The organism is Actinomyces sp. Marseille-QA0893, assembly GCF_976954355.1.
Genome location: NZ_CDRJSY010000002.1, coordinates 112109 through 129501, shown reverse-complemented (window position 1 = coordinate 129501; position 17393 = coordinate 112109). Strand labels below are relative to the sequence as shown.

The following is a 17393-nucleotide window of genomic DNA, read 5'->3' as shown; positions in this document are numbered from 1 at the left end:
CAACACAATGGAGTGACAATGACTGACAAAACGACGCGACCGGGCCGACTGACTCTCCCTATCGAACGAGGAATTGACGCAGAGGTTCGCGCCCTCGTTGAGCGGCTCGGCGCCGACGCTGTCCGTAATTCAGATGGAACCGAATTGCCCGAATGGGTTGATCGCGCCTTTGCCAAGGTTTACAGCACATACTTCCCTGCTCGCGGCGACGAAGAGTGGGCAGACCAGAGTGAAGGCGAACGCATTCACCAATATTTGTCCTCGAATGCCCATACGGCGCCGGAAAGTGGCCCTTTGAGTATTGACGTGATGGAGGGCTGGTTCCAGGCTCAGTTCCGTCCGGATACTCAGTGTGATACATCACGTTGGTGGCAGGTGATTGACCGAACCAGTGGCGAGGTTGTTGATCCTTCACAGTGGAGCGTTGAAGATGTTCCGGCCAAGCCGATCGTTGACCCCATCCCGATCGTTGGGGACCTGCCCAAGAACGCCGGAAGCGCTGTAGTCACGATTCATTCCCCCGAGCCTTTCCACGTCTACACCGTGAGCTTCTTCGCAGTGCAAGTTTGGGATTCGACCCAGATGTACAACTATTTGACGAACGACTGGGCACTTGAGGAAGGACGCGTTAAAGAACGTCCCTTCGATGTGGCCTTCCCGCGCACCTGGGAGCACGTCAAGGAAGCCTTAGCGATCTGGCTTAAAGCCAACCCCCAGGTGGACGTGGTTCGTTTTACAACCTTCTTCTATCACTTCACTTTGGCCTTTGATTCCCGAGGCCGCGAACGCTATGTCGATTGGTTTGGCTACTCCGCCTCGGTCTCGATCCCGGCGATGGAAGAATTCGAAAAGGAATACGGCTACGCGCTGACTCCTGAGGACTTTGTTGACGGCGGCTGGTACAACTGCCCCTTCCGCACTCCCACTCCGGTCTTCAAAGACTGGATCGATTTCACCTCCAAGCGAGTCGCCGAGAAGGCGGGTGAGCTGGTTCGAAAGGTTCACGAGGAAGGCCGCGAGGCCATGATGTTCCTCGGGGACAACTGGATCGGCATGGAGCCCTACGGCCCCTACTTCCCCTCGATCAAGATGGATGCGGTTGTCGGATCCGTCGGCTCGGCTGCGACCTGCCGCATGATCTCGGATATCCCCGGTGTGCGCTACACCGAGGGGCGTTTCCTTCCCTACTTCTTCCCCGATGTCTTCCGTGAGGGCGGTGATCCCCTGGGCGAGGCCAACGAATCGTGGCGCACCGCTCGCCGCGCAATCGTCCGCAGCCCCCTGGACCGCATGGGCTACGGCGGTTACCTATCCTTGGCGCTCAAGTTCCCCGAGTTCATTGACCGCGTGGAGGAAATCCTTGCGGAGTTCCGTTCCCTTCACGAGGCCACGGGCGGGGAGAAGCCTGCATGTGCACCCGTGCGCGTTGCCGTTTTGAATGCGTGGGGTAAATTGCGCACCTGGCAGACCCACATGGTCGCCCACGCCCTGTGGTACAAGCAGATTCACACCTACCTCGGGGTGATTGAGGCACTTGCGGGCCTGCCCTTCGATGTCCGTTTCATGTCCTTCGACGAGGTGATTGAAGGGGGAATGGAGGCACTCGAAGACGTGGATGTCGTCATTAATGCGGGCGCTGCCAACACTTCTTTCTCAGGCGGGCAGGTCTGGGAAGATCTTCGCCTCCAAGACACTCTGCGACGTTTCGTTGCTCGCGGTGGCGGTTTCATCGGCGTTGGCCAGCCCACGGCCTCGGTAGGGACGCAGGGAAATGCTGATCGCGGAGGAATCTGCCGTGGAAGCGTCTTCGCGCTCTCTGACGTTTTGGGCGTTGATCAGGAGATTTCGTGGTCGCTGTCCAAGGACCACTACGAGGAGCCGGTGAGTGAGCACTTCATCACCGCTGACCTGGATGGGGACTACATCTTTGGTGAAGATCCCGGTGATGTTGTCGTTACCGACTCGGCAACTCACGTTTTGGTGATGGATCGTGGCAGTGTTCGTGCCTCGGCTCATGACTTCTGCGCAGGACGCGGTGTGTATCTTGCGGGTCTGACATGGTCGACTGTGAATAGTCGTTTGCTTCACCGCGCGATCATGTGGGCAGCCCATGCTGAGGATCAATGGGAGAGTGTTCTGTCCTCATCGAACCCGGATATTGAAGTTGCCTGGTATCCAGAATCAGCGCTCGCATTCGTCTATAACGATGCAGATGCCCCGCGTTCGAGTGAGATTTCTGGCCAGGGCGGACAAATCCTCGTTGAATTGGCTGCAGGTGAAGGACGCTGGGTTGACTGGGGAAAAGGTCAGCTTCTTTAGTTATCAAATCGTAATCAACTAATTGCATAGCCACAGGATAAAAATGTGTCAGACAACTTATCTGTGAGTTAGCATAAGAGAGCAATGGATGAAGCTGACATAAGGTGTCAACTTTACATACATCCCACGATGGAGAGGGAACAATATGCACATGTCACGCCGTTCCATGAGCGTCGTCGCGCTCATGTCAGTCGCTGCGATGGGTCTGACTGCGTGCTCGGGTTCGGGCACGAAGACGGATACCACCGCAAGCTCTTCGGCATCTGCTGATAAGGCAGCGACCATTACCTACCTGCACCGTCTGCCCGACGGTGAAGGCATGACAAAGGTCTCGTCGCTGGTTGAACAGTGGAACAAGGAACACCCTGACACTCAGGTTCAGGCGGTCAAGTTCGATGGCAAGGCCAACGAAATGATCAAGAAGCTTGAAACTGACGTCAAGGCCGGCTCCGGACCTTGCTTGGCGCAGCTGGGCTACGCAGAAATCCCCGAAATGTTCACCAAGGGCCTGCTCGAAGACGTCACCGAGTACGCCAACCAGTACAAGGCCAACTACTCTGCCGGCGCATTCTCGCAGGTAGGCGTTGGTGGCAAGTACTTCGGCCTGCCCCAGGACACCGGCCCGCTTGTTTACTACTACAACAAGGCAGAGTTCGACAAGCTGGGAATCAAGGTTCCTACCAACCTCGACGAGTTCAAGGCCGCTGCCAAGACCGCAGCTGCAAAGGGCAAGTACATCTCTGCCTTCGAGACCGATGAAGCACAGTACGGCCTGTCTGCACAGGCAGCTGCAGCTGGCGGCGTCTGGTACAAGGCTGCAAACGACAAGTGGACCGTCAAGATCGATGATGCTTCCGCCAAGACCGTTGCAGATTTCTGGCAGTCGATGCTCGATGACAAGACCACCTTCGTCACCGAGCGTTGGGGAGATTCCTTCACCAAGGCCCTGACCGACAAGACCCTGATCGGCACGATCGGTGCCGCTTGGGAAGCACCGCTCATCTCCGGTGACCTGGCGAAGACCGATAACAAGGGCGAATGGGCAGTTACTCAGCTCCCTGATTTCGGCAAGGGCGCCCTCACCGGCCCCGACGGTGGTTCCGGCGTTGCAGTCATGAAGGGCTGCGCGAACCCCAAGGGTGCAATGGAGTTCAACAACTGGCTGAACACCCAGGTCGACGCTCTGGTTTCCCAGGGCCTCGTCGTTGCAACCACGACCGGCACCATGAAGACCCCGGAATCGGTCAAGGAGTTCTACGGCGGACAGGATGTCTTCGCTGAACTGTCGAAGGCAAACGCCAACCTGGCACCTGACTTCCCGTACATCCCCTTCTTCTCGAGCGTTGGTGCTCCGATGACCAAGGCCGCTACCGCAGCTGGTGACGGTTCCGGAAAGGTGATCGACATCTTCAAGGCTGCTCAGGAGCAGTCCGTGAAGTCGCTCAAGGACGGAAACCTCCCCGTCGCCGAGTAATCATTGATCGCGGAGGGGTGTGGTTTCTCCGCGGAGAAACCACACCCCTTTACGTATTCTTCGTCATATAACCCAATAATTCTGCGAACAATCGAAGGTGATTGATAGATGCAGTCCCAGACTCAAAACCGGCGCATTAGAGAGCGGCACGATGCGCGTACCGGGTGGGCGTTTATGGCCCCCTTCTTCATCATGTTCCTCTTGGTTTTTGCCGTTCCGATCTGCGTTGCAATCTACCAATCCTTCTTCCGTCAGGTTGCAAGCGGCGGTGGCCTCTATGGCGGCGGCGAACTTGAAAATCAATTCGTCGGCTTCGATAACTTCGCCATGGTCATCACTTCGGCCGACTTCTGGACGGGCATGGGACGAGTCGTGATCTACGCGGCCTTCCAGATCCCCTTCATGATCATCTCAGCTCTTGTCCTCGCCCTTGTTCTGGATTCCTTCTTAGTCCGCCGCGCAGGATTTTTCCGCCTGACCTACTTCTTGCCTTTCGCAATCCCCGGCATTGTTGCCGCGATGGTCTGGTTGTACATCTACACCCCTGAACTCTCGCCCATCGTGAAGTTCTTCGATTCCCTGGGGCTTCACATCGACTTTATGGCACCGGGAGCCCCCATTCTGGCCTCGATGGCAAATATGACCACGTGGACCTACACCGGCTACAACATGCTGATTTTCTTGGCCGCGCTCCAGGCAATTCCCCACGAGCTTTACGAGGCCGCGCGCTTGGATGGTGCTTCCTCTTGGCAGATCGTTCGAAGCATCAAGATCCCCATGGTCTCTTCCGCAGCACTGCTGGCAGTGCTGCTCTCAATCATCGGCACGATTCAGCTCTTCAACGAGCCCGCGGTCATGTACTCATCCAATAGGTGGATGGGGAATGCTTACACGCCCATGATGATGGCCTACAACACCATGTTTGGTCAGATCTCACCCGGTGGTGATGGTCCGGCCTCGGCAATCTCAATCGTTATGGCGCTGGTTGCGGGCGGACTTGCCGTGATCTACGCACTCTTGCAAAGGAAGACCGTCCGATGAGTACCACCACGCACACACTGCCCGACGGACGTCAGTACACCCCCTCTCTCGAGGGAATGCCCCCGCGTTCACTCGCACCCTCGAAGGCCGCTCGAATCGTTACGATCGTTGCTCTGACCTTCACCATGCTCTACTTCGTTCTGCCGATCATCTGGGTGATGTTCTCCTCAACGAAGTCGAATGCCGATCTTGTTTCCACCAACGGCTTCTGGTTTGGTCACTTTGAATTGGGAGACAACTACACGAAGCTGATGGGGTGGACTCAGGGCCTGTTCTGGCGCTGGGTGCTCAACTCCCTCTTCTATTCAACAGCAGCAGGGATCATCGGAACTTTGATTTCGGTCGCAGCGGGTTATGCAATGGCGAAATTCGTTTTCCCGGGGCGAAATGTCTCCATGGCCATGATCATGGCAGGCCTGCTCATGCCGGTCGCCCTGCTCACGATTCCCCTGTACGTGGTCTTCCATAACTTGGGTCTGACCGATACGGTCTGGGCAATCCTGATCCCCAGCTGCGTGTCTCCCTTCGGTGTGTTCCTTGGCCGGGTCTATGCGGATTCTTCGGTTCCGACAGAGCTCATCGAGGCCGCGCGCATCGATGGGGCCTCAGAAGCTCGAGTCTTTTTCACGATTGTCTTGCGTCTACTGGCGCCGGCAATGGTGACGATCTTCCTCTTCATCTTCGTGGCAACCTGGAACAACTTCCTCTTGCCCTTGATGATGGTATCCACTGCCGAACTCAAGCCCGTCACTCTGGGCTTGTACGGAATGATGAGTTACTTTACTCCTCAAAAGGGCGCAGTCATGCTGGGCGCGCTCTTGGGTGTTTTGCCACTCATCGTGCTATTCCTTGGTTTGCAGAAGTACTGGCAATCGGGCCTGGCTGCCGGTTCTGTGAAGGGATAGTCAGTCCCGCTGTCGAGCCACCACGAGGTGCTGGGAAGGATAGGTTAATGGATACGATTGCCTACGGCGGCGATTGGAACCCTGAACAGTGGGACCGCGACACCAACCTGCGCGACATCGAACGCATGGTCGAGGCCGGAGTCAATCTGATATCTCTAGGAATCTTTTCCTGGGCATCTCTTGAACCCGAAGAAGGGCACTACGATCTGGAGTGGTTGGCGGATCTCATTGATCAGCTCCACAGCGCTGGAATTGGCGTGGATCTGGCCAATGGGACCGCTTCCCCTCCGGTGTGGATGGCTCAGCGCTACCCCCAAACCCTTCCCGTTGATTCTCGAGGCGTGCGTTTAGGATTCGGCTCGCGCCAGCAGTACAACCCCTCAAGCGAGCTTTTTTGCCGCAAAGCTTGCGAGTTGACCGAGGCCATGGCGCGCCGTTTTGGCGACCATCCCGGCGTCGTCATGTGGCATATTTCGAACGAATACGCCTGTCACACGGCAGAGAGCTTCGATGATGAGTCCGCTGCGGCATTTCGACGCTGGCTCGTGGAGAAATACGGGGATCTTCAGGCGATCAATCGGGCCTGGGGAACTGCATTTTGGTCCCAAACCTATAGGGATATCCAAGAAATTCAGCCTCCCCGTGCAATGCCCACCTTCTACAACCCCGGGCACATGCTGGATTGGCGTCGCTTTAGTGACTACGCTCTGCGTTCCCAGATGGAACGTGAACGAGAAGTGATTCGTCGCTATTCGGACCGACCAATCACGACGAATTTTATGGGAACCTTCCCGCTTCTCGACTACCGCAAGTGGGCGCCACTGTGTGACATCATCGCTGATGATTCCTACCCGGACCCCGCAGATCCTCAGGCTGCACACGACATCGCATGGCAGGGTGACGTCATGCGCGGCCTCGGCAATGGTACTCCCTGGCTGCTGATGGAACAGAGCCCCGGCGCGGTGCAGTGGCGACCCCAAAACTCTCCCAAGCGCCCCGGACAGTTCCTTTTGTGGACCATCGCAAGGCTCGCTCACGGAGCGGATGGAATCCTCCAATTCCAATGGCGCCAATCCGCCAAGGGGTCGGAAACCTTCCATGCTGGGATGGTGCCCCACTCTGGCGAAGATTCGCCGATCTGGACGGATGTTGTGAGCACCGGTCAAGCTCTAAAGTCTTTGGCGCCTATTACGGGGACTCGCATGAGTGCCCGCGCTGCAGTTGTCATTGACTGGGAGAGCGAGTGGGCACGCCACTATGCGATCGGTCCGATTAGTTCTGAAAATCCCACAGATTCGTGGGGGAACTTCGCGCCCGCTAAGTCCTGGCACCAAAGCCTGTGGGAAGCGGGAATCGCGACCGATGTCGTGGGTGTCGATAACGACTTCACCTCCTACGATCTCATCATCGTGCCGGCAGTCTTCATCGACTACCCCCACATGGCGCAGGCTTTGCGCGTTGCTGCCGAGCGCGGCGCGCAGGTAGTCATCACCTCCCCAAGCGCAGTTGTCGACAGCCAATGCGGCGCTATTTTGGGCGGATACTTGGGCTCTCTTGCAGACCTTGCCGGAGTGAAGGTTGTCGAGCACTCGACCTTGACCGGTCCCTCTCAGGGGCGCACTTACGATGCTCGCGAGAGCACTGCTTACAGGATTTCCGGTGCCGTAGAAACTCCCGCTGCCCTGAACTGGTGCGGAATCGATACCGACAACGAGGCTCTCATGCGAACCATCGAGCTGGTTGGAGATGCTGCCAAAGACCTGCGCTCGGGACGCTGGGCCGAAAAGATCGTGCCCGCCGGCGAACATGAGTGGCGAGGCCTCGGTGAAGGAAATTCCTCGGCCGGAGTCGAGCGCGTGGCCTACTTTGATGGCCGAGGCGGTGGAGTAGACCTCGCGGGAGCGTGTGCACTGAGCCGAAACCGAGTTGGTCAGGGGTCAGTGTGGTATGCCGCAGCCGACTTCGATGCACTCTCGCGATCGGTCCTCGTGCGCATGTGGGCGAGCTACGCGCGGCTCCTCCCCGTGTTCCCCGATCTTCCTCGAGGAGTTGAGGCACAGGAACGCGAGGGTTTCCTCTTCCTCCTCAACCATTCCGATCGTGCAGTTGAACTGAGCGGGATTGTGGGCAAAGATCTTCTCAGCGGAAGTGAATGCACAGGACACGTGGTCCTAGCTCCGCGTTCAGCAATAGTCGTTGAGAGATAAGGGATCACATAGTGGAGAAGACGCATGCGGATGCTTCGCCGCTCCGTCTCCACGAACTCTCTCTTGAGCAACTACCTTCCGATACGCGACGCGTACTCGAGGGGATTGATCGGGTACTCGTCTATTCAATCCCCATGCGTGTGCGTTTTCGAGGGATTGATGTACGCGAAGGCCTTCTCTTCCATGGCGAAGAGGGATGGGGAGAGTGCGCCCCGTTTTGGGACTACGACCCCCAGGAATCTGCTGCTTGGCTTGCCAGCGCATTGGAAGCTGCGCGCATTGCCCAGATGCGGCCTCGTCGATCAAAGATCCCACTCAATGTGACGATTCCCGTGATCGAGGCCGCTGCTGCACGCCAGAGGATACTCGACGCACCCCAGTGGATGAGTGCGAAAGTAAAGGTTGCCGATGCGCGTTCCGACCTTGAGCGTGATTGCAGGCGCGTTGAGGCAGTCGCCGAGGCGCTAGCCGAAGGACACGGGTCATCCGCGCGGGTGCGTGTCGATGCCAATGGGGCATGGGACCGGGAGAGTGCTCTGACGTGGATCGCGCGTTTGAATCGTGCAGCAGAGGCAGTGGGCGGACTCGAGTACGTTGAACAACCCTGCATGGCAGTTGAAGACCTCGCATGGCTGCGTCGAAAACAAGACGTTCCCATCGCTGCAGATGAATCGATTCGTCGCGCGGAGGACCCCCTCAAAGTTGCGCGTCTCGAGGCAGCGGATGTGGCTGTCATCAAGGTGGCACCCCTGGGTGGAGGTCGTGCGGTTACTCGCCTGGTTGAGGAACTCCCCATGCCACTGGTGATCTCTTCGGCACTCGAGACCAGCTTCGGCTTGGATTACGCGGCGCGAGTGGCATGTGCTCTGGATCAGGAACCACGCGCGTGCGGGCTGGGGACCGCTAATCTGCTAGCAGCGGACACTGCGCTCACCCCCGCGCTCATCCAGGACGGGTGCATGATTCCATCCGAGCTTTGCTTGAATGAGGCTTTGCTGAGCGAAGCACCAACTGACAGCTCCCTCACTCAGTCCTGGGCTGAGCGCCTTGCTGAAATGGCGCACTATCAATAGAAGAAAAGACATGTTCCCATCACAAGCTCTAGCGCAAGGCATTATTGACTCCCTGATCGCAGGTGGAGTTCGCGACTTCGTGTACTGTCCCGGATCGCGCAATGCTCCTTTCGCCTATGCTCTTGCGCGCCTGGAAGCCCAGGCCAAGAGTCCGATTCGCGTTCACGTCAGACTTGACGAACGCTCCGCCGCCTTCTTCGCCTTGGGATTGAACCTTGATGCGAGTGCTTCGCAGCGACGAGGCCCCGCGCGTGCGTGCGTCATCACGACCTCGGGGAGTGCAGTTGCTGAGCTCTATCCCGCGATTGTCGAGGCCCACTACTCCTGCGTCCCGCTGCTGGCCATAAGCGCCGATCGCCCCGTCGACCTGCACGGAGTTGGGGCCTCGCAAACTATGACGCAGCAGGGACTTTTCTCGCCTCACGTCGTGGGGGAGTGGAACTTCTCGACCGCGAGAGAAGAACTGGGGAGTATTCCTGATCGCATTTGCCGCGCGCTTGCGGCAAGCGCAGGCGCGCCGAGCGGTACTCCTGGCCCCGTTCATATCAATTGTGAATTCCGTGATCCGCTGGTTCCCGAAGATTTCCAGACCGAGAGTGTGTGCGAGGCCCATGAAGGGAACCGGCGCTCGGCGGTATCGGTCTATCCCGCGCAATTTCTTCGCGATCCCCTCAGTGAGAACATTCTTGATCCAGCGCGAGCGAGCGTAGTCATTGCGGGACAGGGAGCTGAGGAAACAGTGCTTGAGTGGGCCGCTCGCTCGCGGGTTCCGGTTTTTGCCGAGCCAATGGTGACCGGCGTTCCTGAAGATGTGCGTATTCCTTTCCAGCAGACGCTTCTTGGCCATGAAGAGGTCACGGGACGCTTTGAGCAGATCATTGTGACGGGGCGTCCGACCTTGTCGCGTCCGGTTCAGGCTGTGTGCGCCTCGGGTAAACGAGTTGTGGTTGTTGCTTCCTACGGTGAGTGGCCCGATCTACACGGAAGCGCATCATGTGTTGTGCCAGCTCTTCATGACAATGATTGTGTGGACGAGGCCCGCCAACTTCTGCTACTCGAGACGCTGCGTGAACGCGTGAAAGAAGTCCGCGCGGGAATCGAGGAAATGATTGCCTCTTATGGGGATACCCCGAGCGCGCTCGGAGTGATGGATATGGTGTGGCAGCTGTGTCCAAGGGTTTTTCTCGGGGCTTCCAACCCGGTTCGTATCGCTGACCTCATCGCGTACCGCCACGAAAACGCCAGCGGCCCTACTCAGGTCTGGTCGAATCGAGGGCTGGCGGGAATCGATGGCAATACCTCGACCGCTCTTGGATGGGCGAGCGCGTGCGCGCGCCTTGAAGGTGCAGATTACTCTGGGGTGACTGCGGTGATGGGGGACCTGACTTTCTTGCACGACGCCTCTGGTTTGGGGCTGCCTCGCGGTGAAGAGTTTCCGCCTCTTCGAGTAATCGTTCTTGATGATTCCGGTGGCTCAATCTTTGAAAGCCTCGAGCACGGGCGTACAGCATCTGCGGGAGTGTACGAGCGCTATTTCGGGGTCTCACAGCGCGCAGATATCCCCGCACTTGCCAAGTCATACGGCGTAAAAACCCGCACTATTTCATCACTTGCCAAGCTTCGAGAGATCCTCGCTTCGCAAGTTGAAGGACTAGAGATTCTTCATCTTCCTATTTCGCGACCGACGAAAGATATTGCGCATCTGCGATCCTTGTAGCATGCTAATGTAACAAATTGATAACGATTGAAATGGGTTGGCGATGAATACTGACGAAAACACACCCGAAGACGGCGCACGCTTCCAACCGCAGATGAATGAAACACCCGAGCAAAGCGCCTCGGAAACTCCTAGCCCTGTCCTTCCGGCTCCTGCAACTCCGGCTGCTGGCAACGCAAGCTTTGCGCAGAGTGCGCCGGTCGCCTCGGCAGAGGAAACTGGCGCAGAAACTGTAGAGGCGGCACCGGTTGCCCTTGCGCCCGTTCCGGTCAAGCGCGGCCCGGGGTGGGGAGCCCTCTTCCTTGCCATGGTCTGCAGTATCGGAATGGCAACCGGCGGAACCCTGGTACTTGGCCAGAATCTGCGTTCCTCTGTTACCACCCCCCTGGTCAGCCAGACTTCCGCGCCAGCACAAGCAAACTCTGCTGGAACTGCAGTCGATTGGGAAGCGGTTTCGGCAACCGTGTCTCCCGCGGTCGTGACAATCAACGTCTCTGGGCAAAACTCTTCCGGCATCGGCTCAGGCGCGATTGTTGACTCCTCCGGCAACATCGTGACCAACTACCACGTCATCTCCTCGGTCGTCGACGGAAGCGGAAGGATCCAAGTGACCCTGACGGACGGGCGAATCTACGAGGCAAAAATCGTTGGAACTGATCAAAGTACAGACCTCGCAGTGATTCGCCTGGTCAACCCGCCTTCGGATCTGGTCGCAGCGCAATTTGGCCAGTCCTCTGACCTCAAGGTCGGTCAGCCCGTCATGGCAATCGGTTCACCCCTGGGCCTGTCAAATACCGTGACGACGGGAATTATCTCGGCGCTCAATCGTCCCGTCCAGGTGCAGGCCTCCGAATCGAATGACCAGGGCAATTCGAAAGACCCCTTCAATCAGCTTCAACAGCAAAACAATCAGGCGGTGACGACGAACGCAATTCAGGTTGACGCCTCGATCAACCCCGGTAACTCGGGCGGTCCTCTCTTCAATGAGCACGGGCAAGTGATCGGAATCAACTCCTCGATCGCCTCACTGTCCTCATCGTCGAGTTCTCAAGCGGGATCGATTGGTCTGGGTTTCGCGATTCCTTCGGACCTGGTCGTTTCCGTTGTCAATCAGCTCATCCAAAATGGCGCGGTCGACCACGCCAGGCTGGGAGTTTCCATTACGACGGGCGCTGCACGAGTTGGAAACGAGACGCGCGCGGGGGCACAGATCTCAGCAGTGACTCAGGGCTCGGGCGCGGAAGCCGCGGGATTGAGGGCTGGTGACGTCATTACTGCTGTTGATGACAACACTGTTTCATCGGCACAATCTCTGGTTGGATACGTTCGACGTTACATGGGCGGCCAAGAAGTCAAGGTCACCTACGTGCGTGACGGTGTTCAAAACACCGTCCAAGTGAAACTCCAATCGGAGAACTAGGCTAGACGCCCAAAACCTCAAGAATCGGCCGCATCTTGGTCTGAGTCTCTTCAAATTCGCTGCTCGACAGCGAATCCGGCATGATTCCGCAGCCGGCGAAGACTCGCAAGGTGCGGCCGTGATCTTCAAGCTGACCGCAACGAAGCGCAATCCCAAACTCGCCATTACCGGCGCCGTCAATCCATCCCACCGGTCCCGAGTAACGACCCCTTTCGATGCGCTCGTGAGCATGAATCAGATCGAGAGCATCATCGAGGGGAGTGCCGCACACCGCAGCTGTGGGATGCAATTGCGCGACAGCATCAAGAACAGAGCCTTCGGGGAAAGACGCATCAACATCAGAACACAAGTGAGCGATATTGGGGAGCACGAGGACCTCGGGACGCGCGGGTGCGCGTACATCCTGGGCAACGGGCAGAAGAGCTGCGACAACCGATTCAAGGGCGAAAAGATGTTCGGAGCGATCTTTCAGAGACAGCGGGAGCTTTTCCGCATCTTCGGGAAGACAGCTTCCTGCTAGGACCCGCGAGTGAAGGTGCCCGTCTTTCAAGGAAACCAACATTTCCGGTGTTGCACCGATCAATCCGTCAACGGAAAAAGTCCAGGTTTGCGGGTAGCGCTCATGAAGACTCTCAACGAGGGCGGCCTCATTAATTTCACTGTCGCTGCTGATGGTGAGGTCGCGTGCCATCACAACTTTTGCGGCCTCTTCATTGCGCAGCGCATCGATCACCTCGTCAACAGCCTTGCGCCACTGTTCCTCGCCCATTGCGCCGGGGCCGCACTCAAGGTGCGCAGGAAGAGCGTGCTGGCGGATCGGCGGCGCAAATTCGGGTTTCACGCGAGAATCTGTTGAAGCAGCGATGACAAAGCGCTGCGAACCGGAGGTGATGATTGTCAATTCCGGAACGATGATCGTGCGCTCACCATCGTCTTCAAAAGCGCAGGATACAAATGCAAAAGGAAGAGTGGGGAGGTTCTTTCCCCAAGCGTCGCGCGCGCCCTCGCCCCAATGAACTTGGGCTTTTTCATGCAGGAGATCCCACACGCGAGCGGCCTCGGTGATCGCAGCATTTTCCCCGGCCTCGACCAGAGGAGGGCGATCTTTCCCGCGCTTCCAGGCCCAGGCTTTCCCCCAACCGACCATGGCCTCGTCGCGGATCCACGCGCATACCCCGGAGGAGGGAAGCAAAGAGAAGATTGGCGCGCGCCCATGCTCGCTGGAAGGGTCAATAAGATCAACCCAGCAATACAGCGTCGGGATCGTCGAGAAATGTCGAGAGGGCATGAGTCAATGCTAATTCCCTGCACGTCCATGAGCGATTGAGTGTGCCTAAAACACGCACAAATGGGAAAATAGACACATGAGTGCACACACTTCCTCTCAGCCGCGCCGCGCCGATCTTGGGAAATCTCAAGACGAAGTAGCTGCGATGTTTGACGACGTCTCCCAGCGCTACGACGTGATGAACGCTCTGCTCAGTGGCGGGATGAATTTTGTGTGGATGAAGGCGCTGACCGCGGCACTCAAACCCAGGCCCTCCGACTATATTTTGGACCTGGCCGCTGGGACCGGCGCCTCATCGGTAGCGATCGCGCGCAGTGGTGCTCGCGTTGTCGCATGTGACCTCTCGGCTGGAATGATTGAAGTGGGACGCGCTCGCCACCCAGAGGTTGATTTCGTTCAGGGCGATGCCATGAACCTTCCCTTTGCGGACAATACTTTTGACGCGGTCACAATTTCCTACGGACTGCGAAATGTTCCCGATCCGAAGCGCGCCTTGGAAGAGATGTCTCGCGTGACGCGTCCGGGTGGGCGTTTGCTTGTCTGCGAGTTTTCGACGCCGACATCGGCGCTCCTGCGCGCGGGCTACTCGCTGCACCTCCAGTACCTGATGCCGCTGGTTGCCCGGTTTGCTTCCTCGGATGATGTTGCCTATGACTACTTGGCGGAGTCGATCCTTGACTGGCCGGGTGCCCCCGAAGTTGCAGCCTTGATTGCCGAGGCCGGGTGGAGCGATGTGCAGTATCGTTACCTCACGGGTGGCATTGTTGCGCTTCATCGAGCCTACAAGGCCTAGAGGGGCGCGGAAGACTTCCGGTCGTTTGCAGAGTGTGGACTGCAGGCGGCCGGATCCTTTTATGTGCCGTAGTTTCGGGGCGCATAATGGGGGAGTCGAAGAAGACTGTGTGAATGGAGCCTTCATGTCCACACCACTGCGCATCGGAATCATTGGATTGGGAGCGCGATGCTCCATTGCCGAAAACTGTCAGCTTTCCTCGGTACCTGCTGAACTAGTAGGCGGGTGTGATCCCAACCCCGCAATGCGCGAGCGCGCTCGCGCAATCCTTGGTGACCATCCGTGGGTAGAAAGTCTGGAAGAGCTTCTTGACCTGGGAATTGATGCAGCAATTGTCACCAGCTCCGATGACACTCATGAAGACATCACATGCCAGCTGCTAGAAGCCGGGGTTGGAGTCTACTTGGAAAAGCCCATCGCCATCACCATTGAAGGTGCCGATCGCGTGCTTGAGACCGCATTCCGCACAAAGACCCCGCTGTACGTTGGACACAATATGCGCCACATGGCCGTTGTCCGAATCCTTCGCCAGGTTATTCGTGATGGTTTGATCGGCGAGGTCCGTGCAATCTGGTGCCGGCACTTCGTGGGAAACGGCGGCGACTACTACTTCAAGGACTGGCACGCTGACCGCAGCCGAACGACAGGCTTGCTCTTACAAAAGGCCGCACACGATATTGACGTGATGAATTGGCTCTCCGATTCTGTGCCCGAGCGGGTCGTCGGAATGGGGGACCTCATGGTTTACGGAAAGCTCACAGATCGCAGTGGTCAGGGCCGTGATCGCGTTATGGGTGACTGGTTTTCCTATGAAAACTGGCCGCCGGAATCCCTCACGGGACTCAACCCCGTCATTGACGTTGAAGACCTCTCGATGTTCATGATGAGACAGGTCTCAGGAACCATGATTTCCTACGAGCAGTGCCACTTCACTCCGGATTACTGGAGAAACTACACCGTCATTGGAACCCGAGGGCGCGCAGAGAACTTCGGCGACGGTGACGGCGGAGTGGTGCGGGTGTGGAAGCACCGGAGTCGCTGGGAACCTCAAGGCGACATTGAAATTCCGATCCGGGGTGATGCTCGTGGTCACGATGATGCCGACCTCGCAACAATGGACGAATTCTTGCGTTTTGTTGCTCACGGAGATCAAACAGATACGACACCTTTGGGTGCGCGCGAGGCCGTTGCTGCGGGGGTTCTTGCAACGAAGTCGCTACGCGAGGGCAATATTCCCTTCGATGTACCACGGGTGGCCCCGCACATTGCTGCCTATTTTGAGGGCAACCAAGAGCGAGGCCACCGGTAAAGATTCGCGTGATGAACGGCTAGAGGCTAGCCGAATGTGTAGCCGCTGAAGGAAGAGACAATCTTCGCTAGGAAAGCGAAAATGCTCAGTAATGCAGCGTTGATCCTTCCTGTGCGTGCGAGGTCGCTGGAGTTCTCCGTGGTGCTTTCCCTATCCATTGCCGAGGCCGTAGCCGTGGCCGTGGGAGAGGGCTGGGTATCGCTTTGCTCGCTTGCGGAAGGAGCGGCTTGAGAGGGAGCTTCCTGGGCAGAAGGTTCCTGCGCGGAAGGGGAGACTTTCCCAAGGGTGAGGTATCCGGGAAGAGTCTCGCCCATCGCCTCATTTGCGAAAGCAAGCGGAACGCCATTGGGTAGAGGGTTGACAACGCGCACAACCGCGGTGAGTCCGTTATCCGAAGCAGAACTTGGCGCGGGGGAAACTTCCGATTCTTCGCCGAGGTTCAGCGTGGCCTCGACAATGGTGGAGCTTTGCGGCTCAAGGGAAGGCAGCGGCGAATCGATGCGAGTTGATGAAACGATGTGCCCCTGCGAATCCACCAAGGCAAACTCAATGGGCCACGAGGCGTAGAAAGGAGCAAGGCCCGTATTGGCGATCTCTGCTTCGACGGTGACGGAAGTTCCTTGGGAGATCAGGCGAGTCTTCTTTGCCTGCAATGTGTAACCCATCAGAGCACTCGCTCCAGCGGCGCGCTCGCGGTCTTCACCCGTGTAACCGATGCTGAATCCATTGTGGTTGATGAGCCATGTTGCATGGCTTTCCTCGATGGAGGTCACTGCATCGTAGTTGCGTCCTTGCGCTTTCTCTTTTTCAAGATCGGGGCAGTTGAGGGGCTCGGAGAAAATGCAGGTCTGGAGTGATGGGTAGAGCTCGCCTCCGATTGGAACCTGTTGCCACGCGTTTTCTTCCCCGTTCTTCTTGAGATGCGACAGGAAGTGCCAGCTGACGTTGGGAAGGGTCGAGTAGGCGAAGGAATCGTCGTGATAGCCCATATGGTGGGCTTTCGTCGCGGCGGTTGGGTGACGGAATTGAACGGGAGTGGTGTCAAAAGCGTCGTCCCATGCTTCGACGAGGCGCGCGCGGGTTTCGCCCGAGGGCATCCAGTTTTCGCCCTTTGGGTTCTCCGGACTCTTCTCTCCGTTCATGGGGTATGTGTGGTCTTCTCCCCAGAAACCGATCAAGCCAGCAGTGATGTAGCCAATGCGTGGATCGCCGTCGTACTTGTTGCCGAACTCTTTAATGAAATCGACGAGCATCTCTTGGATTCGAGGGTCGTCGTAGTTGGGAGAGAAAGAATCGGTGTTCCCGTAAACGCTGTACTGGCGCGAAGTGTCGATGCCTTCTTTGATGAGATAGGAGGGGACTCCGCTCTCCTTCTTGGGGCAGTCGAGGTAGAAGCGGAGAACTGTCTGGTGTCCGCGGCTCGCAATGGAGTCCAGCATCTTATCGACGTTTTCCCAGTTGTATCTGCCCTTGTCTGTGACAACAGAGTTGACCGGGAATAGTGCGAACTCCATCGTGTAGGGGAGTGGTTGATCAGCAAGATCCGGCTCGCTTCCAACCTCGGGAGCAAAAGGGAGAAAACCTTTAAGAGGATTAGAAATGGGAGCGTCTGCGCCGGCAAGCTCCTGCCATTGTCCTTCGCCTGACCCCTCGGTTGCTTCTGCGGGGAGTGAGGCGGCAAAGATCGAGGCTGCGAGTGCGCTTGCGAGTGCACATGCGCTGAGTTTTCTCATCGTCAAAGAGGTCTTTCACTAGGGTGAGCTCGGTGCTCACGAAAATGTCTTTTCCTTGGCCTTTATGCGCGCTGAGCAACAATATCTACCGAAGCTTGCTCTGCACTGTGCTCA

The 17393-nt window shown here is 57.5% G+C and carries 12 protein-coding genes; 10 read left to right on the top strand and 2 right to left on the bottom strand.

Going from position 1 to position 17393, the window contains the following annotated elements; genetic code table 11:
• Positions 1-18 precede the first annotated feature (18 nt).
• The 8 genes from gnpA (at position 19) to ACWNMW_RS03510 (ending at position 12156) form a co-directional block, all read left to right on the top strand.
• The gene (gene gnpA, locus ACWNMW_RS03545) at positions 19-2319 is read left to right on the top strand and encodes a 1,3-beta-galactosyl-N-acetylhexosamine phosphorylase (RefSeq protein WP_449490045.1); all 2301 of its coding nucleotides are present in this window, start codon (positions 19-21) and stop codon (positions 2317-2319) included.
• 145 nt (positions 2320-2464) lie between these two features.
• Positions 2465-3793 carry an ABC transporter substrate-binding protein gene (locus tag ACWNMW_RS03540; protein WP_449490044.1) on the top strand — a complete coding sequence of 443 codons (1329 nt, stop codon included), beginning with the start codon at positions 2465-2467 and terminating at the stop codon, positions 3791-3793.
• A gap of 108 nt (positions 3794-3901) precedes the next feature.
• Positions 3902-4834, top strand: coding sequence for a carbohydrate ABC transporter permease (locus ACWNMW_RS03535; RefSeq protein WP_314211944.1), 933 nt, complete (start codon positions 3902-3904; stop codon positions 4832-4834).
• Positions 4831-5739, top strand: coding sequence for a carbohydrate ABC transporter permease (locus ACWNMW_RS03530; protein ID WP_314211943.1), 909 nt, complete (start codon positions 4831-4833; stop codon positions 5737-5739). Before ACWNMW_RS03535 ends, ACWNMW_RS03530 begins: the two co-directional genes overlap by 4 nt.
• A 47-nt stretch (positions 5740-5786) precedes the next feature.
• The gene (locus ACWNMW_RS03525; protein WP_449490043.1) at positions 5787-7946 is read left to right on the top strand and encodes a beta-galactosidase; all 2160 of its coding nucleotides are present in this window, start codon (positions 5787-5789) and stop codon (positions 7944-7946) included.
• Positions 7947-7957: 11 nt separating this feature from the next.
• Entirely contained in the window at positions 7958-9019 is a 1062-nt protein-coding gene (locus ACWNMW_RS03520) for an o-succinylbenzoate synthase (protein ID WP_449490042.1), read from the top strand.
• 10 nt (positions 9020-9029) lie between these two features.
• The gene (gene menD / locus ACWNMW_RS03515) at positions 9030-10736 is read left to right on the top strand and encodes a 2-succinyl-5-enolpyruvyl-6-hydroxy-3-cyclohexene-1-carboxylic-acid synthase (protein ID WP_449490041.1); all 1707 of its coding nucleotides are present in this window, start codon (positions 9030-9032) and stop codon (positions 10734-10736) included.
• Positions 10737-10779: 43 nt separating this feature from the next.
• A complete protein-coding gene (locus ACWNMW_RS03510) occupies positions 10780-12156 on the top strand; it encodes a S1C family serine protease (protein WP_449490040.1) in 1377 nt (458 codons plus the stop codon).
• A 1-nt stretch (position 12157) separates the two neighbouring features.
• On the opposite strand, the gene ACWNMW_RS03505 is transcribed toward ACWNMW_RS03510, so the two are convergent.
• Positions 12158-13444: an isochorismate synthase gene (locus ACWNMW_RS03505; protein WP_449490039.1), complete on the bottom strand. Its 1287-nt coding sequence runs from the start codon at positions 13442-13444 to the stop codon at positions 12158-12160.
• A 76-nt stretch (positions 13445-13520) separates the two neighbouring features.
• Between ACWNMW_RS03505 and ACWNMW_RS03500 the strand changes: the two genes are divergently transcribed.
• On the top strand, positions 13521-14237 hold the full coding sequence (locus ACWNMW_RS03500; protein ID WP_314211938.1) for a class I SAM-dependent methyltransferase: 717 nt from the start codon (positions 13521-13523) through the stop codon (positions 14235-14237).
• 124 nt (positions 14238-14361) lie between these two features.
• Positions 14362-15546 (top strand): Gfo/Idh/MocA family protein, encoded by a 1185-nt coding sequence (locus ACWNMW_RS03495; protein ID WP_449490038.1) that lies wholly within the window; start codon positions 14362-14364, stop codon positions 15544-15546.
• A gap of 26 nt (positions 15547-15572) precedes the next feature.
• Here the strand turns inward: ACWNMW_RS03495 and ACWNMW_RS03490 are convergent, their stop codons facing one another.
• Entirely contained in the window at positions 15573-17279 is a 1707-nt protein-coding gene (locus ACWNMW_RS03490) for a DUF4832 domain-containing protein (RefSeq protein ID WP_449490037.1), read from the bottom strand.
• Positions 17280-17393: the final 114 nt, after the last annotated feature.